We start from the raw sequence: 22849 nt of genomic DNA, 5'->3' as shown, positions 1-22849 counted from the left end.
TTTAGTCTCCTCAATTCACCAAAAAGACTTCAACAAAATGGCTCGGATGCAACTGAAAATATGCATCACTTAGCCTATTTTGATTTGATCATCACCTAGAAGGCATTGGTGCAAAATTTAGTCGCAGTGAACTTTATTATTTCGTTTTACATTTTTTCGTTGAAAATATGGCCCTCAACGCGACCAACGCCAACCTAAATTATAGCAATCTCACACCAACAATGAATGCTTTGATTCTTAAACAACTTCTAACTATCGTCAACTCACCAATGAGTTTTTTAGTTAATTGTATTTTGTTCAACGATTGGGATCCACATCACCCAGCTCTCACAACATTTTAACTAACAACATAATCATTAATCACAGCGGCAAAATCATCATGGTAAATATCAAACTTTTTTTCACCAACACCAGAAATGGCCAAAAATGCTTCGTTTGTTTGTGGCCGATTTTGAGCCATGGCCATGAGTGTTTTATCGGAGAAAATTAAGAACGGTGGAATGCCGGCCTCACGCGCCAATGCTAAGCGCTTTTCTTTCAACTGAGCGAACAAGCGATTATCATCATCTGACAATTTCAAGCCCTCTTGCGTCGCTGATTGACGAAGAATGCGAACCTTTTCCAATCGTTTGGTAACATTTCCCTGACCTTTAAGGACATCGGCGCCCAGTTTAGTGACCTTTAACACCGGATATTCTGCTCCTTCAAAACGCAAGTAGCCGTCAGCCGTCAAATAATCAATAAACTGAGTTAAATCTTTCAAAGTGCGCTCTTTCATCAAACCAAATGTGGGTAAGTCACGCAAATACTCGTACTTTTTCACACTTGCATCATTAGAACCTTTCAACACTTTGGCAACCATTGTTTTGCCAAAGCGCTGATTCATGCGCATAACGTTAGCTAAGACCTTTTGTGCATCTACCGTCACATCAACTAATTCTCGCTCATCTAAACAGTTCGAACACCGACCACAGTCTTGTGTTACTGTCTCACCAAAATATTGCAACAAATAGCGTGGAAGACACGTTTGGGTATTCGCATACGCATTCATTTCACGAATTTTATCGTATTCATTTTGCTTGTAGGCTTCGGAACCTTCTGATTTTTGCACGAAAAACTCTTGCAGATGGATATCCTGAGGTGCATACAGCAAAATTGCTTCAGCTGGCAAGCCGTCACGACCGGCGCGGCCAATTTCTTGGTAGTATGCTTCAATATTGCCCGGTACTGAATAATGAATGACGTAGCGCACATTCGGCTTGTTAATGCCCATACCAAAAGCATTCGTTGCCACAATGACTGGGCTTTCGTCATAGAGAAAAGCTTCCTGTTGCTTTTGTCTTTCCTTTTCTGACAAGCCCGCATGATAACGAGCAGCATGAATCCCAATTTTATTCAGATAGGCTGTCAACTCGTCGACTTGTTTGCGTGTTGCCGCATAAATAATCCCAGTCTGGTCAGCGTTTTCACGCAGATATTTAGCAATATAATCACGTTTATCTTGGTTTCGGACTATTTTCAACGCCAAATTATCCCGCGCAAATCCAGTAAGTACAGTGTCATCGTCACTAACGCCCAAAAGCTCTTGTAAATTTTCACGGACACGTTCAGTCGCTGTGGCCGTCAAACCAAGAATTGCTGGATTACCGGGAATTTCGGACAATAAAGGCAAGATGTTGAGGTAACTTGGTCTAAAGTCGTGTCCCCATTGCGACAAAACGTGCGCTTCATCAATGGCAATTAAGTCCACCGGTAACTGTTGCACAAAGCTAAAAAAGCTTTTTACTTCAAGGCGTTCAGGCGCAACATACAACATTTTATAAACACCATGACGTAGATCCGACATGCGTTGGGCTTGTTCCTGACCATCGACTGTTGAGTTCAAAAAAGTTGCTGGGATCCCTAATGTATTTAAACCGTCAACTTGATCCTTCATTAAGGAAATGAGTGGTGAAATTACTAACGTCAATCCTTCAAACATCATGGCTGGCAGCTGATAGGTGATGGATTTACCACCACCGGTTGGCATGATGGCCAAGGCGTGCTTGTGCGCTAATACCTTGTTAATGACTGACAATTGTCCCGTTCTGAACTGGTCATATCCAAAAGTTTCTTTTAAAATTGTTTCCGGCGTTTGATTCTGCATACTTTCCATTATAGCATGTGCTACCATCACTGATTTTTACTGGGATTAAGCTGGAATTTGATTGGTGAAACACGCCTAAATAGCCAATTCATCACAGCCAGCACAGCAGAAATCACAACCAACCACCAGAATGTTTGTGCTTGAAAATCAATCACTTGTAGAACGATAAAGCCAATCGTAAACCAACCAAAATAAGCGGCCATCAGATTACCACCAATTCGTAACACAATATCAATCAACGTTTCTTGTCCATCTTGCGCAAATTTGTGGTGCAGCCAATCAAAAAAAAGCATAATGAAGACAAAACTAATGAGATCCATGGCCACAAACTTGGCAATTGTTGGATAATCTTGTGCCCGCACAAAGTGGCTGTGATGGGCAATGTTAATCCCATAGGTCATCATAATATCTGACCCGACAATGAATAACAACCAACTAATTGGCTTAGTGCGCACCATATCTCGAATTAACATTTTATACCCCCATCAAACAGTTACCGCAATTATATCATTTTTCAAGTTGCTTCAAACCAATTCCTGTCACAGCCGAAAGCAATGACATAACGGGTGAAAATAGCGCAAAGAACGTGAATGGCGCAAAAGCAAGCACTGATACACCAAGTGTTTGCGCTGCAAAAGCGCCGGCAACGCCCCACGGCACCAAATAATTCATTACAGTACCACTATCTTCAATCGTACGACCTAACGCTAGCGCTGATAAGCCAACACGCTTAAAACTATCTTTGAATAATTGCCCCGGCAAAATGGTTGCGAGATACTGCTCACCAACTAAAAAGTTCGCCGCAATCCCTGTTAACAATGTCGCCACAATCATCGCACGTTGTGTTTTTAAATAGACAACCACTGGTGCCATGACACGCGACAAAATTCCTAAGCCACTGAGCAAACCACCAAAAGCCAAGGCAAGCATTATCATCATCACTGTTGGCATCATAGCAGACATGCCACCACGATTCATCAAAGCCATCAAAGTAGCGTTATGGCTACTTGTTTTGAAGCCATTAATCAATAAATCAGCCCAAGCCGTCAAACTATGTTGCGTTACAAAAGCGATACTTGAAATCAAAATATTGATCATCAAAGCCGGAATCGCCGGTATTTTTCGCCAGGCTGTGATGACTAACAAGCCAAGCGGTACAATAGCCCACCAAGTAGGCGCTAGTAGTGGTAATAAACGGCTAATTTTAGCGGTCGCATCCCCACTTGTTTGATGCCCAAATCCCAATATAATAGTCATCACAAGTGACAAAATCAACGCAGGTAAGGTTGTCCACATCAAGTTTTTAATATGTGCAAACAGATCTGTTTCAGAAATCGCGCTAGCTAGATTAGTAGAATCTGATAGGGGCGAACTTTTATCACCAAAAATTGCCCCAGATAATACTGTTCCAGCAATTAAAGCGGGATCAAATCCCATCAACGTTCCCACACCCATTAGTGCAACCCCAACCGTCGATAATGTCGTAAAAGCACTACCAATCAAGGTACCAACAATTGCTGTTGATAATAAAGCTGTGGGCAAAAATAGTTGTGGACTGAGTAATTTAAAGCCAACCCAAATCATCGTTGGAATCACACCAGTTGCTAACCACAGTGCAATTAACGAGCCGATCAATAAGAACAAAAATAACGGTGCAATACCAGATGACACACCGCTTAACAATGCTTTTTGACTGGCTTGCCAGCTCACGCCAAAACACCGTGCAACAACAATAATGAGCCCAATTACCAACATTAACGGCGCAATCGGAGATAATCCGAATCCAATCACACCCACTGCTAAAATTGCGACCGCCACAAGCAGCAGCGTCACAGAAATTTTAGTCTTCAATTTTGTAACCATAGTATTCTCTCCATTTTATGTCAAATAAAAAACGTCCCTGCCGTCACAATGACAAAGGGACGAATTGACATTTCATTAAGAATCCGTGGTACCACCCAGCTTATGCGTCATAAAACGCATCACTTTGGCATTTGTTAACATGGTGCTGCCACGCTTAAATGGATAGCTGTACTTCAGATTATGACACCTGTGCAGTTTTCACCAACCACTGCTTCTCTTCACGCCGAGTGTCGTCTTACTTATTTGTGCTAATTTCAAGTAAATCTAGTGTAACTGATTCAATTACTTTTTTCAAGTGGTACTTTTAAAGTTCAAAGCTGTGCCAAACCTTGTTGAAAATCCGCAATTAGATCTTGGCTGTCTTCGATACCAACTGAAATGCGGATCAGTTCATCAGTGATGCCGTGTTCATGACGTATGTCAGCCGGAATAGACGCATGTGTCGTCACCGCAGGCACTTCTACCAAGCTTTCTACACCGCCAAGACTTTCAGCCAATGTAAAAATTTTGAGACTTTCCACAAATTTTTTGACATCTAATCCTGCCTGTAATTCGACTGAAATCATCCCACCAAAACCACCATGCATTTGTTTTTGCGCAATCGCATATTGCGCCGATGACGCGTCACCCGGATAATAGATTTTGGCCACTTGAGATTGCGTCTGCAACCAGTTGAACAAAGCTTGCGCATTATCATTGTGTGCTCGCATACGCAGGGCAAATGTTTTGAGACTACGCAAGACTAAATAACTATCTGACGCACCCAAAGTTGCCCCAATTGACATTTGTAAATGTTTGATTTCAGCTGAATGTCGATCGTCATTTGTCACTACAAAGCCACTCAAGACGTCCGAATGACCACCGATATATTTGGTCCCAGAATGCACGACAAAGTCTGCACCAAGGTCAAGGGGTACTTGATTATAGGGCGTCGCAAATGTGTTATCGACTGCCAAAGTGGCCTGATGATTATGAGCAATTAATGACAACGCTTGGATATCGGCTAACTTCAACAAAGGATTCGTGGGTGTTTCCAAAAAAATCATCTTCGTATTCGCTGTAAACGCGCTAGTGACTGCTGGTAAATCAGCCATGTCAACCTGATCATACGTAATACCTAAGCGCGCTAATATCGAATTAACTAACCGAAAAGTACCACCATAGACATCATCAGCCAATAAGATATGATCGCCTGCTGACAAGGTGCTCATTACTGCATGAATCGCACTCATACCAGATGAAAAAGCAAAACCAGCAGTGCCATGTTCCAAACTAGCAATTAATTCTTCCAAAGAGGCGCGCGTTGGGTTTTCTGACCGTGTGTATTCCCACTTCGCGCCACCTCCTAATTCTGTCTGCTTGAACGTTGTCGTTTGATAAATAGGCATATTAACAGCACCTGTTTGTGGATCAACTTGATGCCCGCCATGAATTACCTGCGTTCTAATATTCATATTTTTGCTCCTTATTACAATGAATTATCAGTTATTATTGTACCTTGTTCTACCAATTATATGCCAACGTACGCTTATCAAAAAAAGCAGATTGCATTGCTACAATCTGCCTTTTAAGATGTTTTAACATGTTTGCTCTTGAAAATAGTCCAAGCTAGACTTGCTGTGATGAGCAACATCATCACAAACACAGACAAAAACATCATATTCATCAAACCACGATCCATCATAATACCGGAATAAATAGGACCAATCACACGACCTGAGCTAATCATCATTGAGACAAAGCCTTGTGCCTGCCCAGCAACTTCTTTTGGTGTAATCTTAGCAACCCATGCCGGAACTTGCGGACTTTGTAGCATTTCACCAATCGTCAACAGTTCAAACACTAGCACAATCTGCCAAAACTCTTTGACAAACATCAAAAAGAAAAAGCTCGAAGCAAAAATCAGACTACCAAGAATAACCGAAATTTGGTAAGGATGCTTATTAGCCCAACCGGACACCACTTTTTGCAACAAAATAATCGTAATGCCGTTAATCATCCATAAGTCTGCATAATTCCGTGTTGGCATACCCAATGCTTTCATGTGTGGTGCCATCACCGTTTCCCACAACATATAGGAAAGATAAGTAATAAATAATAAGGCACCAATCCCCACTAATAAGGGCGTCAAACGAAAAGTCGGGCGTACTTGGTTCGTCTCTACGGTAGCAGTTGCCGAATCCACAATCACTGTTTCCCCGCGCACATGAGTAATCGGTACGTTGAACTTAGTCGCAATAATCAACATTAGGAAAAAATATAACACAGATGAGATAATCATCAACAGACTAAAACCATAATCAAACAGATAGCCCACAGCCAATGTTCCCAAAACCACACCAATATTGAGCACGATATACATATTATTGAAAACAATCCGTGTTTTTTCACCCGGAACAGTGGTAGCAAAGGAATTAACTAGCGTTTGCTCAACACCCATGCCAAAATTAGCCAACCAAATTAAGCCCGCAAACGCTGGCCAATCATGCCACACAATCAAACTAGATACCGCAATTAAAATGATGAAGCTAGTTATCAACAAAGCTTCATAAGGTCGCCAGTGATCAAATAATTTACCACCGACAAACGAGCCAATCATGCTGATAATTGAGCCAATCATCAAAACAATGCCTGCGGTCGTAAATGTCTGGTGCAATGCGCCGGTCATATACAGCGTTGTCACTGGCCAAATCATTGAGTTGCCAGTATTTGATAGTAATGTTCCAAAAAGCAGCCACTTCTCATTAAGTGGCCGCGGTCTATCAGTTAAGTCAATTTGCATAAATTCTCCGAATATTGAGTGCTTTTACAATATCCAATTGTACCATGAAAAGTTGCTATCAGTACACGCAGTACCTACTGGTTAGACAATTTATTAGCGCCGTGAGTCGCGCCCGTTAGCCATCAGTTTAATAACCACATAAATCATGCCAGCGACAATTAAGCCGGCAAATGCCCAACCAATACCCACAGTAAATGTCACAATCAAATAGGCAGCTAATCCTATCCAAAACCATTTCATTTGTTGTACTCCTCATTTGCTTTTTTATTATTGTGTAACGAACAGGTGATAAGGTCAAGTGCAAAATTTCACGACAGATATCCAATTTTAGATGATAAACGTTTAAAAAACGCTGAAAACGGTTACTTTTTCCGCTATTTTGCGCTATAATGAAAAGTGAATTTAACTAAAAATAAGGGGTACATCATGGTTTCAGAAATCAAGACGTTAGTAACTTTCTTTGGTGGCACTGGTGACTTGGCCAAGCGTAAGCTTTACCCATCAGTTTTCAATCTTTATAAAAAAGGCTACTTGCAAAAGCATTTTGCCATTGTTGGAACGGCCCGTCAAGCCCTCAATGATGACGAATTCAAACAATTGGTTCGTGATTCAATTAAAGATTTCACTGACGATCAAGCACAAGCTGAGGCGTTCATCGAACATTTCTCATACCGTGCACACGACGTAACAGATGCTGCTTCATACGCTGTTTTAAAAGAGGCGATTGAAGAAGCTGCCGACAAATTTGATATCGATGGCAACCGCATTTTCTATATGTCAGTTGCGCCACGTTTCTTTGGTACAATTGCCAAATATCTTAAGTCAGAAGGCCTACTAGCTGACACTGGTTACAACCGTTTGATGATTGAAAAGCCTTTCGGTACATCATATGACACAGCTGCCGAACTCCAAAATGACTTGGAAAACGCATTTGATGATAACCAACTATTCCGTATTGACCACTACCTTGGTAAGGAAATGGTTCAAAACATTGCTGCCCTTCGCTTTGGTAACCCAATTTTCGATGCTGCTTGGAACAAGGATTACATCAAGAACGTTCAAGTAACATTGTCAGAAGTCTTGGGTGTCGAAGAACGTGCCGGCTACTATGACACAGCCGGTGCATTGCTTGACATGATTCAAAACCACACCATGCAAATTGTTGGTTGGTTAGCCATGGAAAAACCAGAATCATTCACTGACAAAGACATTCGTGCCGCTAAAAACGCAGCCTTTAATGCTTTGAAGATCTATGATGAAGCAGAAGTTAACAAATACTTTGTTCGTGCACAATATGGTGCCGGTGATTCAGCTGACTTCAAGCCATACCTTGAAGAATTAGACGTACCTGCTGATTCTAAAAACAATACCTTCATCGCCGGCGAATTGCAATTTGATTTGCCACGTTGGGAGGGTGTCCCATTCTATGTCCGTTCAGGTAAGCGCTTAGCTGCTAAACAGACACGGGTTGATATCGTCTTTAAGGCTGGCACGTTTAACTTTGGTTCAGAACAAGAAGCACAAGAAGCTGTCTTGTCAATTATCATTGATCCAAAGGGTGCTATCGAATTGAAGTTGAACGCCAAGTCAGTTGAAGATGCTTTCAACACACGTACAATTGACTTAGGTTGGACTGTATCTGACGAAGATAAGAAGAACACGCCAGAACCATACGAACGTATGATTCACGACACTATGAATGGTGATGGCTCTAACTTCGCTGACTGGAATGGCGTTTCAATCGCTTGGAAGTTCGTTGATGCTATTTCAGCCGTTTATACCGCAGATAAAGCACCACTTGAAACTTACAAGTCGGGCTCAATGGGTCCTGAAGCATCCGATAAATTATTGGCTGCCAATGGTGATGCTTGGGTGTTTAAAGGTTAATTAAAGCCCCAAAAAAACGATCGATTGTGATCGTTTTTTTATTGCCCAATTTACACAGTTTCATCAAGAATCCGTTTTGTTTCACGAAAAACAGCCGCTAAGTTTTTGTACTGATCCGCATGCAGCACAACAGTAACAAAGTGATGCTTTTTGTACGTAAAGAACCCAACAAATGACACACCAGATTTAACAGAAACACCTAATTTACCACCCGTGACCTGATATTTTGTCTGACTAAAATAGTTATTCATTAGTGAAAAATTTGACGCTTGAGTTGTGCCATTGAAAGTACTCGTTGTTTGACTCAATATTGCTATTATTTTTGGCTGATGCTTCAAAATTTGCTCGCTCATTTTGGCAACATCAATTGCAGACATCATGTTTTCAGCATTATTTGGTGCGTTGACTTTGTCATCTTCCATTTCATCATTACGTATGCCCGCAGCGTTATACCATTTTGCTGTTTTAATATCCCATTGCTTGACGGTTGCTGTCATTAACTTTGCAAAACGTGCCTGTGAACCGCTTATTTCATCTCCTAAGGCAATCGCGGCATCATTAGCAGATAATTGCAAGGCTGCATTGAGTAAATCACCAGTCCGATAAGTGGTTCCAGCGTCCAACGGAACAGCTTCTAATTCAGGTTCTTCACCAATTTTAACTGTATTAGCAGATGGTTCAATCATGTCTGTCATTGCTAATTTCTCCAACGTTAAATACCCAGTCATTAACTTGCTAATCGAGGCAATTGCTAATGGTCGCGTACCGTTTTTAGTCCCTACTAATTGGCCAGTATCACGATTTAAGACAACTGCTGCTGAAGCTGTTGTTGTCAATTTTTTGACCTTCAGTTGTTTCATTTTTTTAATTTGTAATGTTCTTTTGGGTTCATCATGATGTGTTTGATTGACCACATTAGTGATCCAAAAAACACCCATTATGCCCACCATGGCCACGATTATTAAGCCTACTTTTTTCATAAGTCTAATTGTACTCAAAAACTGATGATTGACAATCTTTAGTCGGACAAGATATACTTAACTAGTTAATTAACCGGTTAAGTATTGGAGAATATATGTCTGAAACAAATGAAATCATGACGGCACTTAATCATTTCGTACAAGAATATGCTAGTCACTCAGAAGTCATTACAAGTACAGCGGGGCAAAATATCAACGCGACACAAGCTCATTTGCTCATGTTATTACGCACTCAGTCACTGACTAACACACAACTTGCCACAGCGGTTGAATTATCACGTCCGGCCATCACAAAAGCCATCAAAAATCTCATCGCTCATCACTATGTCATTGCGACAATCAATGAAACAGATAAGCGTAGCACTTTTTATTCATTAACACCGAGTGGTGAACAATTAGCATTGCGCCATGAGTCTGCCCATCAATCCATGTTAGATCACCTCAATACAATTATGACCAATTTCACCCCTAAGCAACAAAAGACCATTACGAAATTTTTGAAACAACTTAACCAGATTGGAGACAACCAATGAAAAAAGTTATCGCCTTATTGGCTACCATCATGATTATTGTTATGGGCTTCGCCCTTATTAAAGGACAACACCCATCCTCAAAAAACAGCACGCATCATCAAATAACAATTGTCGCATCTACTGATTTCTATGCCGAATTAGCGCAAGCAGTTGTCGGATCGCATGGTAAAGCCACCGCTATTATTAAAAATCAAAACATTTCACCCGAGGATTACGAGCCAACAACAGCAGTCGCAAAACAAGTCAGTCAAGCGGATATTGCTTTGGCAAATGGACTGGGTTACGACACATGGCTTAATAAATTAGCTAAGGCTTCTGACCAAGCAAAGCTCATTCGTGTTGGTGAAACTGTTTTAAAGCAAAAAACTGGCAGTAATCCTCATCTCTGGAATAATCCAGAAACCATGATTAAAACAGCACAGTATCTCGCAAAACAACTCGGCAAAGAAGATCCAGCCCACAAAGCTGATTTTCAAAAAAATGCCAAAAAATATATTGCCAGCTTAAAGCCAATTCAATCATTAATCACCCAAATCTCACAAGACTCTAACGGTCAATCAGTTGCGCAAACAGAACCTGTTTTTGAGTACATGCTAAAAGCACTGGGCTATCACGTCATGGATTCAGATTTTTCTGAAGCAATTGAAGCGGGTAATGATCCTTCCCCCACAACATTAGCGTCACTTAGATCAGCTATTGAGAATCACCAAATCGCTTTTATTGTTAACAACAAACAAACCTCCAGCACGATCGTCAGTAACATCATTAGTCTAGCTAAAACACATGGCATACCAGTTGTAAACGTCACTGAAACACTCCCTAATGGCGAAAATTACGTGTCATGGCAGTTATCTGAACTGCAACATATTGCCAAAATTACGAAATAAAATTCAGCAACGTTAAAAGCAGCAGTTGCTGTTTTTTTATAACCATTGGTTAATATTATTTCCGGTTAAGCGTCTCATACGACTCTGGAATGCTTTCAACGGCTCTGGATTGGGTTGACTGAGCCAAACAGATATAAAGGCTGTTAAAACTTCAATTAAATACTCTAATGCCAATCCTTCTTGCTCGTCCACTTGATGATGTGCTAACAAAATTCGTTTATACTTTGATTTAATAAATGCCAGCCAAATCCCTTTAATGTATGGTCGCGTGTATAAAACGTGCAATGGCACTCGCTTAGCATAAAGTAAAGGGGCCATATTATTGATAAAAATAGTAATCAAGTCATGGTGTGAGGCAACTTGTGCTTCAATTTCAATTTTGATATTGCGATCAACTTCGTTGAAAAATTCATAGATTAATTCATCCGAATTAGCAAAATAAAGCGCCACATGTTCGGGTTCCAATGCAGCAACTTGTGCAACCTTGTTGATAGTTGGTTTCTTGTCATACGAGGCAATCATACTTTCTAAAAAGGCATTTAAAATTCTCTCTCTTGCTGTATGTTGCGTTTGCTGGGTCACTGGGTCCAAAAAAAAATCGAAAGGTAGTTGATATTTATCGATAATCGTAAACATCATTTCTGCCGTCGGTTCACTTAGGTTTCTTTCCCACTTTGACACTAGCTGATAAGAAACAAATATTGTCTTTGCTAGATCTATTTGGGTCAATTTTTTTGTTTTTCTCAATAACTTGATGCGTTCTCCAATAATCAACATTGTTCTCCCAATACTCTAATTACCTTTGTGCCAATTAACGGCATAATTATCAATCACACTAATAAACGGCAACTATTTTATTCCTTAAATGATATCATTTTATTAATATAAATTCTTGCATAAAACGTACCTATTTATCGGACAAAACCTAATAAATAGTTGATTCAGCGCTTTTGAGATTCCAATATAGTTTGTCATAACGGATAATCGCTTAATTAAAATCGTTATTTTAGAACATTAATTATCGTTTCATGACATATATAGTTGAATTATGATATTAGTAGCTATACAATTAAATTGTAAGCGCTTCCTATGATTTTTAAAAACATGAAAAACTAGCGCAACAGTGTAGGATAAACATTATGAACACTAAAAAAATTGACTATGTTAACATCCTTTTCTTTATAGTAACGGCGGTAATACCTTTTGTTTTCTTATTGGGCAGTATGAAATAACTCATTGGGACAAATTCATGCTTGTTGACAACAGGTCACGGCAATATCCACGGTTCCGTTTCACCCAATTAACATCATTTTACTCAGAAGGGAGGTGTTATTTATGTGGCAATTAATTGTTGGTCTGTTACTGCTGTCGGCCGCCGTTTGGCAAGGTTTTGCCTCACGCAAAGCGTTTATAACCTATCGCACATACGCTGCAAAAACAGATAGTCCTTTTAGAGTGTTTGGATACTTGTACGGTTTCTTTTTCACAGCATTGTTAGCTGTGTTTGGTATTGTAGAAATTCTAACTTTTTTGGGCTAAAAAGACGACTTAATTTCACCAAAAAGGGTCAAAACAAAAAAACAACTTACCCAGCAACAATATTCCTCAAGCCAAGTGCCTGAGCAAATATTATTAATTTTCAAACTAGCCAGAATACACAACTATTTTCATAATGGTACTAACCAATTTTCACTAAGTAAGTCGTTCCTAGATTGAAAGAAATCCATTCCTGCCATCGTCACTGACGGCGTCAACAAATCTGAATGTTATTAGGATCTCCTCCTAATCTCTACCTAAATTATAGCATGTCTCTTCTATATTTGCAAGCGCTTACATATATTTGATTGACAAAAGGTAACAGCACATTCCTACTGTTACCTTTAATGTTTAGTTAAGTCAGCTACAGTGATTCAGTCACCTTATCGGTCAACCAGTGAGAGATTACCATCTTGATCAGCATAGTACCATGTTTTACCTTGATCGACTGTGACAAAATTATTTTTAACCAAATTGCCTGAATCTGCGTCGTAATAATGCTGTTTATCACCATCAGCAATAATTTGGCCCTTTACTTGGCGACCATCTGTCCTAAAGTATTGCGTTTCACCGTTGATAATTTGTTGACCTGTTACAAGAACACCTGTTGCGTCGGCGTAATACCAACTATCATTGTAACTGATATATCGATTTGTGACTAAATCACCATTACCACCTTGATAATAATATTGTTGCCCATCATTTGAGATGATTTGGTCTTTGATTTGTATCCCATTATCATCAAAATACAGCTTGTGACCATTAACCTCTTGCGCACCTACCACAAGATTACCATCTTGATCGGCATAATACCAAGTTTTACCTTGATCCGGTGTCAAAAAGTCATTTTTGATAAGATTTCCAGTGTTTGCATCGTAATAACTTTTCTGATTACCAGTCACAACAATTTGACCTTTAATTTGTTGCCCATTGCTGGCAAAATATTGAACGTTACCATTAATACTTTGAACACCAGTCACTAACTCGCCCTTGGTGTTGGCATAGTACCAGCTGTTGTTGTAACTGACATATTGATTCGTTGCCAAATTACCATTCCCAGCTTGATAATAGCGTTGCACACCGCCAAGAGTAATGATGGCACCTTTTGTTTGAACACCATTCACATCAAAATATTGCGCATGTCCATCAACTGTATAAGTACCAGTTACCATTTCCCCATCACCATCAAAGTAATAACTATTACCTTCTGTGTCGGTCACGTAACTATCCTGAACCTGTGCCCCATTAGTCGCATAGTAATTGACGGTCCCATCCGCTGTTTGTAAAAAGGATCCCCGCAACTCTACACCATTTGGCAAAAACATATAGTTTTTACCATTGATTGTCTTACTACCAACTGTCATCAGACCATTTTTATTGAAATAATAGTAATTGCCAGAAACATCATCTTTGACGAATTGATTTTTAGCCTGAATACCACTCTTAGAGTAATATACAATACCCTTACTTGTTTGTTCAAAGCCTGTCATTGTGGGTTTTCCAGTCAGCTGATTAGGCAAAAAGTCATCATCTGTACTGTTCGAAATCACTTTAAAGTAATTCTGCGTACCACCATCAGATAGCACATATCCAAAACCACGTCCTTGAATATTTGAACCATTAAAGTATTTTGCCGACCACTCTTTAATCTTAGTTGAATCATCAATTGGCAGTCCTGTCGAAACCTGAATTGTTTTGAATAAACTTGGATATTTAGACTTAATAATTGCTAAGAACTCACCACCATATTTACTTTGATATTCGCCACCACCAACTGTGTGAGATACATACAATACATTGGCTGCATTTGAATTGGCTGACTGATTACCAAGACTATCGGTGCGTGATACAGACACCAGTTCTGTTTGAGGCAAATTATAAATCTGGTCTGGCACAAAGTCAGCCATTGCTTGTATGCCATTAGCATGCAATGCTTTAATCGCATCACGCAATTGCTGATCGGTTCCATACTTCGTTGGCGTTTCAAATCCCAAATCGTAACGATCAGTGAAGGCATAACCATTTTGAATAATGGAATCCAAAAAGCTTGTATCGGTGCTCGAGCGATATTGCGGTGCCATTTGGAAACTCGTGACACCCCAAGATTTGAACAGATTAACATTAGCAGCTATTTTGACATTTGCAAATTCACTTTCTGACTGAGGTGTTGATTGAAAGTTTGAAAAGCCTTCATAAATTAGGTTGGAATCTAAGGCAGCATTTGAATGAAGCGTATTGCCATCATTAGAAGTCGATTCACTAGCAGCAGTACGTACATCTTGATCATCCGTAGCATCTTTAGGCGCCCAAACTGATAAGAAGCCAGATACTTGAACATTACTATAGCCATGAATTTCAGAAGCAGTGAAAATCAAGTCCCCATTACTGTCTGTTGTTTTAAAAATATCGGTATTATTTGCAATACCGTTGTCGGTTGTCTCAAGTATCTCACGATAAACTTGATTTGCATGTGCAATGCCCATATGGAGCACGACGGTTTCACCAGACGCCAACGAAAGGTTGGGATTATTAGAAACAATAACACCTATACCTGAGTTAATACTGGTTAAATCATCTGATGTCGCATTAGCGTCAGCCAAATTTTTGCCATAACGCACACTTGTTAAAATATCATGTTGATCAACCGCCATTGACTGTCCACCTGCAACATATTTAACGCGAGACTGCAATAAATTAACGATAGCATCATAATAGGGTGTTTGCGTGCCCATATACTCACCATCATCTGTATATAAATCACCATAATACACACGTGGAATCGTATCTTTATTGGTCAAAAGCATGGCATAAGCACTTGGCATATTGTATTGGGTATATTGTTTATCCACCCGATTCATATCAGCGTTATACACGGCAAATGCCTCTTCTAATTGCGCTTGAGTTGGCGCAAGACTATTCACCACATCAGGATGTAAATCTTTAATTATTGTAGCAATTACCGTTTGAACTTCACTGTCATGTGCACGAACAAATGAGTAATTTGGCGTCGCAACATTTTCGGTTGAATCGTTGGCACGATTAATCATAAAGTATTCTAGGAAGCGTCGCATGTCAGCACGATTACCAACTTGTTTTGTCAATGAAAAGAGTAATTGTTGCTGCGTATACGTGTCCATTGTCAATTGATTACTACCCGTTTTTGACATGTATTCCGCATCATTAGCAGACCAATCTTCCAAAATCGATAAATGTTGGTTAGCATTTGTGTCAGATAAACTGGTGCCGTAAGCTAATTTAAAGTAATCAGAAGCGATCTGCAACAAATCAGCGTCCACGTTATCAACAGCATCAACTCTAATACCATCGAAATTAGCCGTTGGATCATTAGCTGTAATTGAACCAAAATTCATTAAATAGTACAACCAGTTAAGTTGTTCAGCTTGAACTACTGGATTGGAATTATCAACATCATTTGCTAATAATAATTCAAACCCACCTTTAGATTTATCAGTGTCATAACGCGTTGTACCAGATTGATTAGTCGGAGTTCGATTAAGCAAACGAAAATTCGAATTAGCATCAGGCGTCAATGGACTATTGACATACGTTAATGCACCACCTTGTAAGTGATCATTGCTTGGTGATTCACTCACCTCGTTCCACTGTGGTTGTGTATTAATAAACTGAGTCATCAACGCTTTTAACCAGTCGGTTGATTTTTCTTGGCTAATTCGCATCTCAATATTTTTTTGAACAGCTCTCACAGCGTCATTCATAATGGCAAGATCACTAGCGGTTGTAAATGGTGCGTTAATCGAGAGCAAACCATTTGCAGCCATCATGTTGAGATAATTGACCTCGGTCACAATATCCGGTTGCCAAGTGATTAAAATGGGACGTTTATCCTCAGCAGTAGATGGCCGCCATGACTCACCATTTTCCAATATTTCTTTAGGTCTGTACCAACTTTCTGCCGTCAGATAGCCATTGATATTATCAAAGCTGGCGGCTGTATTATCATAGGCAGCATTATGAACTGTGTAATCCGAGTTGTCGATTGTAACGCCAGTTTTAATGGTTGAGGCATCAGTATTATCTGCTTCACCAGTTGTGCTATTGAAGAAAGTTACGACACCATTTAATACTGCTGTGTAACCCTTCATTAATTTACCAGTGCTGTCAAAATAATAGGTCTTGCCATTAATTTGTTGCACTCCGGATACCGCATTACCGTTGGAATCAAAGTAATATTTATCTCCGTTGGCTGCCGTTAAATAATCTCCTTTGACTTGGACACCATTAAGACTAAATCCCTTAAGGGTATCTCCAATTTTGTGTAGCCCAACCAGTGCAACGCCACTGTCGTCATCAAAATAATAGGTATTACCATTAATTGTTTTGTATGCGCCTGTCAAAACTGTGCCATCAGGATTAACGTATCTGATCTGATTATTTGTTGTCAATAATCCTGTCTCAATCGCTGCATCACTATTTTGTGGTGTTTCTACGTCATTATTAGTTTGAGCTGTTGTTTCCTGAGCTTCTGTTGATTGGCTATTCGTTGTATCGCCTGTTTCAACTTTTGTTTCAACTTTTGGCGTGGTGTCTTTTGACTCATCATTTTGATCTGTTGGCGTCTGAATATTGGTGTTATCAGCTTGAGTATCATCCAAATTTGGATTAACTGTCGTCGCTACAGACGCATCAATACTAGTGTCCTGATCTGTTACTACATTCTGCGTCGTTGTTGCAACCGATGGATCATTTACATTTTGATCAGCACTTACACTGGCTTGATTCACCATCAAAAAAGCAGTAGTCAACCCAGCTACCACCCAACTTTTTTTTGCCTTATAAAGCTTCTTTCTTGCCACGGATTTCTCTCTCATAATACTCATTCTCCATAATTTTTTAACCACGTTTTCATTTAACGTTATTTGTAAATTGTATCACAATTTTTGGCAAACGTTTGTCAGAAAAATGTAAAAATTAATTTCTTTATGGCTTGATTACTTTAAAACAAGACATCCGCCAAACCCTTATTTAGCAGCATTTTAGATTTTATTTTGATAATGATGTCAGAAGCGGTCACAATATCATCGAAAAAAAATAACGATATAACTTGTTAATATCGTTGTTATATTCACAATATTTATTCAATTTTTAGAACTAACTTCAGGCTTTTTTTATGAGTCATTTTACACCAAAAATGAGTGATATTAAAAATCGCTGATGATATTAATTCATCAGCGATTTTTGTGTCGTTCTTAAAAATTTGTGTTACGTCAAATGTCATTAGTCACGATACAATTCTAACAGTCGTTGCCGTAGAGAATCATCATAAGCCGTTAGGTATAAACCATATTTACCACGTTTCATCAAAACATTTAAAACGTTGGCAATGAAAGCTTTAAATTCGGCTTTTGTAAACTGTTTATCCTGACGTTTCTTAAATATTTCCTTGTGTGAGTATTTCTCTGGCAAAATAGTCATGCTGTCTGTTTTTGCATCATAGCCAAACGATGGTCCAATAATCATCCCCACAAAATTCAAATCAAAACCCTGCAAGGTATATATTGTTCCAACTTGCTTAATAGAGTATTCACGTTTAGCCCAGTGTGTGCGTTGTGGATCCCATTCATCCCAAGGCAGTGAAAAGCTATCCATTTCAACGTTATGACGGCCATCAATCCTTGGAAATCCTGACGTTGCAACAACTCGGCTTAACCCGACTGACTTATTTTTTTGGACAATATTGTCGTAAAGTTCCCCAGCTTTATCAAAAACTTTGAACTCGAAGTCACTATCATTTGGGAACGGATATAATGGTTTTTCAGCCGTTAGATCGTCCATCCATTTTACTTGTGACTCACTGGCAATCATGCGGTACTGAAAATTCATATCAAACAACTTATGTGGCCGATTGCCGATTGTTTTGTATAAAAAGTCTTTTGACCAATACATTTTTGATTGAAAAACTTGTGCAAAATCATAAACAACTACCACAATTTTAGCTAAATCCATTAAATCAGTTAGTTGATTGTTGCCGTTATAATGCATATATGGTTCGGGCTTGGACAATAATAAATGCGCTTCATCCACAAAAATGACATCATATCGCCAATGGTTTTTTTGAGCATGGTTAATTAGTGGCGTCGGGCGCGTAATATCTCGCTCTCGCATACCCGGAATACTTTCCGCAATGTCTTTATAGGCTTTGAAGAGTTCAGGGTGATTAACCACCAAGGCTGTTTTATAACGTTTATCAGTCATGTATTTAGTGACAAGATCCATCAGTACAACAGACTTGCCCGTACCAGCTGCCCCCTGAATAATCGCAACAGCGTGGTTGTTATTTGCGACACTAGTGCCGATATAATCATTGATATCGCCAATGACACGTTCTTGATCTTGTGACAATTGATCAACAAAAAATTGTTTTTTGAGTTGTTCGTTCATTTCAGCCATGGTTTATTTCTCACTTTCAACACCATCGTTGTTAAATCATTATCCGGCACAAATGCAGTCATTTTGTAGCATAATGCACGGCCGCAGCACCCAAATTAAATCTAGAAATAACAACTTTTTGAAACTTTAATCGCAGCATTACTTGACCCAATGTCATATAATCCATAAAGTTTTCAGTCGTTTCATCTAAATATTTATAAGCCGAGTATTTACCATTTGCAAAATATTTCCCCAGCAATGGCATCACTTGTCCAAAATATAAGCGCCAAAAGGGCTTAACAATAGGATTATCTGGTTGAGATGTTTCAAGAACGACGAGTTGTCCACCCGGCTTAAGCACCCTATACATCTCGCGTAACCCTTGAATTGGATCAGGCAAGTTTCTAAGACCAAAGCCAATAGTCACAATATCAAAATGATTATCTTCAAATGGCAGTGACATAGCATCGCCTTGCACTAGTGTGATTTTATCTGCATAGTCACTCAAGTCGACTTTATGTTGCCCAACTGTGAGCATTTCCCGACTAAAATCCAACCCCGTTATTTTTGCTGTGGGGTCGCTTTTTTCTGCCAAGGCAATTGCCCAATCAGCCGTTCCAGTTGCTAAATCAATAATTTCAGCACCTTTTGGAAAAACCATTTTTTTCATAACTTTTTGTCGCCAATTTTTATGCGTTCCCAAACTAATAATATTGTTCATTTTGTCATATTCTGGCGCAATGGTATTAAACAGGGATTGTACATCAGTATTTTTAGGTGATAGGGTCATGTTAGCTCCTTCAATCGTGTGATTTCTGCTATGAATTTGATGCGCTGCGTCTTACCACTGGCAGTTCGATGCCAGTCGTTTGCAAAATAAAACCGTTTGGGTACTTTGTAATGTGCTAGTTTTTCGCGTCCGTAGGCTTTTAAGTTGGCTAAGGATAGTTCGCTACCCGCCACAATGGCCACTGGCACTCGCCCCCACTGTTCATCAGGAACACCAACCACCACAATGTTGTCAATCTCTGACAACTTTAAATAAACTGATTCTATTTCATCTGGAAAAATATTTTCGCCACCAGAACTGATCATATCACCTTCACGACCCTGCACAAACAAGAATCCATCATCATCTAGATAACCAAAATCTTCAGTGTTAAACCACCCGTCATGGCACTTTTCTGCTAATTTATTTGGCTGATTAAGGTAACCAGTTGTCAACGTTGGTGACTTAATCCAAATATTACCCATTCTAACTGGCACGCCAAGATGATCAGCAATTTTCAAGCTCACTGGAAATAATGGTTTACCGACCGATCCTAATTTTTCATCGGCGTATTCAGCGTCTAAAGCAATCACTTGCGAGGCAGTCTCAGTCATGCCATAAGACTGAATGATTGGAATATGATGGGCCTGTGCTCGCTTTAATGTTGCGCGATCCGTGGGACCGCCACCTAACAGCATCGTACGAAATCCACTATTATAAGACACATTTTCCGGCAAATCGTTTAGTAGTTGTTTAAGCATCACAGGCACTACCGACATAGTCGTAATATGACTATTAACGAGTAGCTCATTCGCTTGATGCGCATTAAATTTTGGTAACAGCACCACGCGCATGCCATAAATCAGACCCCGCATTAAAATTGAAAAACCACTAATATGAAAAATAGGCACCGCTGTTAACCAAGCGTCATCAGCAGTCAACCCCAAATTTAGAGCACTGCCCATAGCTGAAAAAAAGTGATTATTGAAGGTTTGCATCACACCTTTTGGTTTACCAGTAGTACCAGAAGTATACATAATACTGGTAACAGCATCATCAGGAAAATTTTCAACCAAATCTAGTCGTGATGATCTGCCAGTGGATAAGGCATTAAACGTTAATTGTTTATCCACATTTAGCTGATGCTGATAGTCTTCGTCTGTGATTAAAAGCGAAATATCAGCATCTGTCAATTGATAGTTAATTTCATCAACTGACAAACGGCGATTAATAAAAACAATCGTTTTGCCAAGTTGCTGTACTGCCATAATCGTCAAATAACTCGCAATTGTGTTCGTGACAATTAAGGCAATCCTTGGTTTTGTTCCCGCCACTACCGTCAATCGCTCAGCAATTTTTTTTGTTCGATCAGCAACTTCTTGAAAGGTCAGTTGCTGCCCTTTTTCCTGCACAGCAACGCGATTAGGCGTGAGTTGTGCACGTTTTATCAACCAGTTTTCCATTTTTCTATCATACCGCAGAATGCACTAAAAAAAAATAGACGTCATCGTCTATTGCATTGTAGTCGTTAGCCCTAAGATATCAATGGCTTTTAAATAATCTGCCACTGTAATTTGCTCACTGGTTCTTAGCAAATGAAAAGTCCCACCCATATTTTGAGCGACAAATCCTGAATCCAAGACACCATTTCTTTGATAAAAATGATAACGTTGCGACCGTTGTTGTTCATTGTCTGCATCAGTACCAATAATTTCAGATTCCAAAATAATGCCACCCGTATACTGTTGTTTCAAAAATGATAGCATTTGACTGCCAATTCCTTTACCGCGAATAGTTGCATCGACGGCGAAATATAGAATAAATGCCTTATCATCTGCCAATGTCACTAAAAATAAGATACCAGCAACACGATCATCACTTTTAAACGTTAACATTTTAATCTGGTTATTGTCATTCACCTTTTGCTTTAAGGATTTGAACGGCAAACGTTCATGGGCTGGAAAAGCGTTTAAATAAATGTTTTGCCAATTTGTTTCATCAGTGATATTGAAGTTTGTTAATGTCATATCGTTATCCTTTTGATAAAATTCATGCGTTATCTCTATTTTATCATAGTTATAATAACCAGTCGCTTGCGCGAACATTTGTTCCGTGTTCATGTTATAATGACTGTACCAGGCAAATGATTTTTTCATTCGCCAAATAAAAAAATAGAGGTACTCTTATGACTTCTCAAAATGATACATACACACTTGCAAATGGTACTAAAATTCCTGTTATTGGATTTGGTACGTGGCAAAGCGCTGACGGAGATGTTGCTTATCAAGCTGTTCGTTGGGCATTAGAAGCTGGCTATCGTCATATTGATACTGCAGCAGCTTATGGAAATGAAGAATCTGTTGGTCGCGCTATCAAAGATTCTGGCATTAACCGTGAAGACCTATTTGTCACAACTAAGCTTTGGAATGACGCACATTCATTTGAAGCAGCTCAAAAAGCTTTAGATATCTCCCTACAAAAGTTAGGGCTAGACTACGTCGATCTTTATCTGATTCACTGGCCAAATCCTGCAGCAATCAAAGCTCAGGGTCAAAACGCTTGGGAAAAGGCCAACACCGAGACGTGGCGCGCCTTTGAAGCCGCTTACGAAGCTGGAAAAGCCAAAGCAATCGGTGTTTCTAATTTTCAAATTCATCATCTCGAGAGTTTGGCAAAAACGCAAAAAATTGCACCAATGGTTAATCAAAACTTTTTGAACCCTTCTGACACACAGGACGAACTTGTCGCTTATGACAAAGCACATGACATTGTCAGTGAAGCCTATTCACCACTGGGCACTGGACGTTTAGTGGATTTGCCACAAGTTGCGACAATTGCGGAAAAATATCACAAATCCGTCCCACAAGTACTCATTCGATGGTCTCTGGAAAAGGGATTTTTGCCACTGCCAAAATCAACGCATGAAAACTACATTAAGGCTAATTTAGACGTTTTTGATTTTGCCTTAACCAATGATGAAGTGTCCGAACTTGATTCGCTTGCTGGCGTCGGTGGCACACATACCAATGCTGACACGGCTAATTTTTAGTCCTAAATG

At 39.5% G+C, this 22849-nt stretch carries 18 protein-coding genes; 5 read left to right on the top strand and 13 right to left on the bottom strand.

Annotated features, from left to right (window positions below; translation table 11 throughout):
• Positions 1-337: 337 nt before the first annotated feature.
• From recQ to FF105_RS04650, 6 genes are all read right to left on the bottom strand, one after another.
• On the bottom strand, positions 338-2146 hold the full coding sequence (gene recQ / locus FF105_RS04675) for a DNA helicase RecQ (protein ID WP_031941008.1): 1809 nt from the start codon (positions 2144-2146) through the stop codon (positions 338-340).
• A gap of 26 nt (positions 2147-2172) precedes the next feature.
• The gene (locus FF105_RS04670) at positions 2173-2619 is read right to left on the bottom strand and encodes a hypothetical protein (RefSeq protein ID WP_010278767.1); all 447 of its coding nucleotides are present in this window, start codon (positions 2617-2619) and stop codon (positions 2173-2175) included.
• A 34-nt stretch (positions 2620-2653) separates the two neighbouring features.
• Positions 2654-4009, bottom strand: a complete 1356-nt coding sequence (locus FF105_RS04665; RefSeq protein WP_010278771.1) for a Na+/H+ antiporter NhaC family protein — start codon at positions 4007-4009, stop codon at positions 2654-2656.
• Positions 4010-4320: 311 nt separating this feature from the next.
• Entirely contained in the window at positions 4321-5463 is a 1143-nt protein-coding gene (locus FF105_RS04660) for a trans-sulfuration enzyme family protein (RefSeq protein WP_290046373.1), read from the bottom strand.
• 113 nt (positions 5464-5576) lie between these two features.
• On the bottom strand, positions 5577-6791 hold the full coding sequence (locus tag FF105_RS04655) for an MFS transporter (protein ID WP_010278779.1): 1215 nt from the start codon (positions 6789-6791) through the stop codon (positions 5577-5579).
• A gap of 93 nt (positions 6792-6884) precedes the next feature.
• Complete coding sequence (locus FF105_RS04650) at positions 6885-7031, bottom strand: hypothetical protein (protein WP_010278782.1); 147 nt, start codon at positions 7029-7031, stop codon at positions 6885-6887.
• A gap of 186 nt (positions 7032-7217) precedes the next feature.
• Between FF105_RS04650 and zwf the strand changes: the two genes are divergently transcribed.
• Positions 7218-8678, top strand: coding sequence for a glucose-6-phosphate dehydrogenase (gene zwf, locus FF105_RS04645; RefSeq protein ID WP_010278795.1), 1461 nt, complete (start codon positions 7218-7220; stop codon positions 8676-8678).
• A gap of 50 nt (positions 8679-8728) precedes the next feature.
• Here the strand turns inward: zwf and FF105_RS04640 are convergent, their stop codons facing one another.
• Positions 8729-9658, bottom strand: a complete 930-nt coding sequence (locus FF105_RS04640; RefSeq protein WP_031941009.1) for a D-alanyl-D-alanine carboxypeptidase family protein — start codon at positions 9656-9658, stop codon at positions 8729-8731.
• Positions 9659-9753: 95 nt separating this feature from the next.
• On the opposite strand from FF105_RS04640, the gene FF105_RS04635 reads away from it, so the two are divergent.
• Together FF105_RS04635 and FF105_RS04630 are read left to right on the top strand one after the other, a co-directional pair.
• On the top strand, positions 9754-10191 hold the full coding sequence (locus tag FF105_RS04635) for a MarR family winged helix-turn-helix transcriptional regulator (protein WP_010278803.1): 438 nt from the start codon (positions 9754-9756) through the stop codon (positions 10189-10191).
• Positions 10188-11078: a metal ABC transporter solute-binding protein gene (locus FF105_RS04630; RefSeq protein ID WP_010278808.1), complete on the top strand. Its 891-nt coding sequence runs from the start codon at positions 10188-10190 to the stop codon at positions 11076-11078. The genes FF105_RS04635 and FF105_RS04630 overlap by 4 nt, the downstream gene beginning before the upstream one ends.
• Positions 11079-11114: 36 nt before the next feature.
• Here the strand turns inward: FF105_RS04630 and FF105_RS04625 are convergent, their stop codons facing one another.
• Positions 11115-11855: a helix-turn-helix domain-containing protein gene (locus tag FF105_RS04625; protein WP_228935025.1), complete on the bottom strand. Its 741-nt coding sequence runs from the start codon at positions 11853-11855 to the stop codon at positions 11115-11117.
• A 558-nt stretch (positions 11856-12413) separates the two neighbouring features.
• Here FF105_RS04625 and FF105_RS04620 point away from each other — a divergent pair.
• Entirely contained in the window at positions 12414-12617 is a 204-nt protein-coding gene (locus FF105_RS04620; RefSeq protein WP_010278811.1) for a hypothetical protein, read from the top strand.
• A gap of 380 nt (positions 12618-12997) precedes the next feature.
• On the opposite strand, the gene FF105_RS04615 is transcribed toward FF105_RS04620, so the two are convergent.
• From FF105_RS04615 to FF105_RS04595, 5 genes are all read right to left on the bottom strand, one after another.
• Positions 12998-17464, bottom strand: a complete 4467-nt coding sequence (locus FF105_RS04615; protein WP_290046371.1) for a glycoside hydrolase family 70 protein — start codon at positions 17462-17464, stop codon at positions 12998-13000.
• 406 nt (positions 17465-17870) lie between these two features.
• Positions 17871-19034: a DUF2075 domain-containing protein gene (locus FF105_RS04610; protein WP_010278818.1), complete on the bottom strand. Its 1164-nt coding sequence runs from the start codon at positions 19032-19034 to the stop codon at positions 17871-17873.
• Positions 19035-19101: 67 nt separating this feature from the next.
• Positions 19102-19812, bottom strand: coding sequence for a bifunctional demethylmenaquinone methyltransferase/2-methoxy-6-polyprenyl-1,4-benzoquinol methylase UbiE (ubiE, locus tag FF105_RS04605; RefSeq protein WP_010278821.1), 711 nt, complete (start codon positions 19810-19812; stop codon positions 19102-19104).
• Entirely contained in the window at positions 19809-21254 is a 1446-nt protein-coding gene (locus FF105_RS04600) for an o-succinylbenzoate--CoA ligase (protein WP_010278825.1), read from the bottom strand. The genes ubiE and FF105_RS04600 overlap by 4 nt, the downstream gene beginning before the upstream one ends.
• 48 nt (positions 21255-21302) lie before the next feature.
• Positions 21303-21947 (bottom strand): GNAT family N-acetyltransferase, encoded by a 645-nt coding sequence (locus FF105_RS04595; protein WP_243282485.1) that lies wholly within the window; start codon positions 21945-21947, stop codon positions 21303-21305.
• 29 nt (positions 21948-21976) lie between these two features.
• Between FF105_RS04595 and FF105_RS04590 the strand changes: the two genes are divergently transcribed.
• A complete protein-coding gene (locus tag FF105_RS04590) occupies positions 21977-22840 on the top strand; it encodes an aldo/keto reductase (RefSeq protein WP_010278832.1) in 864 nt (287 codons plus the stop codon).
• Positions 22841-22849: the final 9 nt, after the last annotated feature.

The organism is Leuconostoc sp. UCMA20149 (assembly GCF_030400235.1).
Classification (GTDB): Bacteria; Bacillota; Bacilli; order Lactobacillales; family Lactobacillaceae; genus Leuconostoc; species Leuconostoc pseudomesenteroides.
Note: the sequence above shows the minus strand (reverse complement) of the source record. Positions and strands in the feature narration are given on the sequence as shown.

What these genes read in the sequence shown, in the direction of transcription:
- recQ (WP_031941008.1), bottom strand. Translation starts at nt 2,146, where the DNA reads ATGCAGAATCAAACGCCGGAAACAATTTTAAAAGAAACTTTTGGATAT.
- FF105_RS04670 (WP_010278767.1), bottom strand. Translation starts at nt 2,619, where the DNA reads ATGTTAATTCGAGATATGGTGCGCACTAAGCCAATTAGTTGGTTGTTA.
- FF105_RS04665 (WP_010278771.1), bottom strand. Translation starts at nt 4,009, where the DNA reads ATGGTTACAAAATTGAAGACTAAAATTTCTGTGACGCTGCTGCTTGTG.
- FF105_RS04660 (WP_290046373.1), bottom strand. Translation starts at nt 5,463, where the DNA reads ATGAATATTAGAACGCAGGTAATTCATGGCGGGCATCAAGTTGATCCA.
- FF105_RS04655 (WP_010278779.1), bottom strand. Translation starts at nt 6,791, where the DNA reads ATGCAAATTGACTTAACTGATAGACCGCGGCCACTTAATGAGAAGTGG.
- FF105_RS04650 (WP_010278782.1), bottom strand. Translation starts at nt 7,031, where the DNA reads ATGAAATGGTTTTGGATAGGATTAGCTGCCTATTTGATTGTGACATTT.
- zwf (WP_010278795.1), top strand. Translation starts at nt 7,218, where the DNA reads ATGGTTTCAGAAATCAAGACGTTAGTAACTTTCTTTGGTGGCACTGGT.
- FF105_RS04640 (WP_031941009.1), bottom strand. Translation starts at nt 9,658, where the DNA reads ATGAAAAAAGTAGGCTTAATAATCGTGGCCATGGTGGGCATAATGGGT.
- FF105_RS04635 (WP_010278803.1), top strand. Translation starts at nt 9,754, where the DNA reads ATGTCTGAAACAAATGAAATCATGACGGCACTTAATCATTTCGTACAA.
- FF105_RS04630 (WP_010278808.1), top strand. Translation starts at nt 10,188, where the DNA reads ATGAAAAAAGTTATCGCCTTATTGGCTACCATCATGATTATTGTTATG.
- FF105_RS04625 (WP_228935025.1), bottom strand. Translation starts at nt 11,855, where the DNA reads ATGTTGATTATTGGAGAACGCATCAAGTTATTGAGAAAAACAAAAAAA.
- FF105_RS04620 (WP_010278811.1), top strand. Translation starts at nt 12,414, where the DNA reads ATGTGGCAATTAATTGTTGGTCTGTTACTGCTGTCGGCCGCCGTTTGG.
- FF105_RS04615 (WP_290046371.1), bottom strand. Translation starts at nt 17,464, where the DNA reads ATGAGAGAGAAATCCGTGGCAAGAAAGAAGCTTTATAAGGCAAAAAAA.
- FF105_RS04610 (WP_010278818.1), bottom strand. Translation starts at nt 19,034, where the DNA reads ATGAACGAACAACTCAAAAAACAATTTTTTGTTGATCAATTGTCACAA.
- ubiE (WP_010278821.1), bottom strand. Translation starts at nt 19,812, where the DNA reads ATGACCCTATCACCTAAAAATACTGATGTACAATCCCTGTTTAATACC.
- FF105_RS04600 (WP_010278825.1), bottom strand. Translation starts at nt 21,254, where the DNA reads ATGGAAAACTGGTTGATAAAACGTGCACAACTCACGCCTAATCGCGTT.
- FF105_RS04595 (WP_243282485.1), bottom strand. Translation starts at nt 21,947, where the DNA reads ATGAAAAAATCATTTGCCTGGTACAGTCATTATAACATGAACACGGAA.
- FF105_RS04590 (WP_010278832.1), top strand. Translation starts at nt 21,977, where the DNA reads ATGACTTCTCAAAATGATACATACACACTTGCAAATGGTACTAAAATT.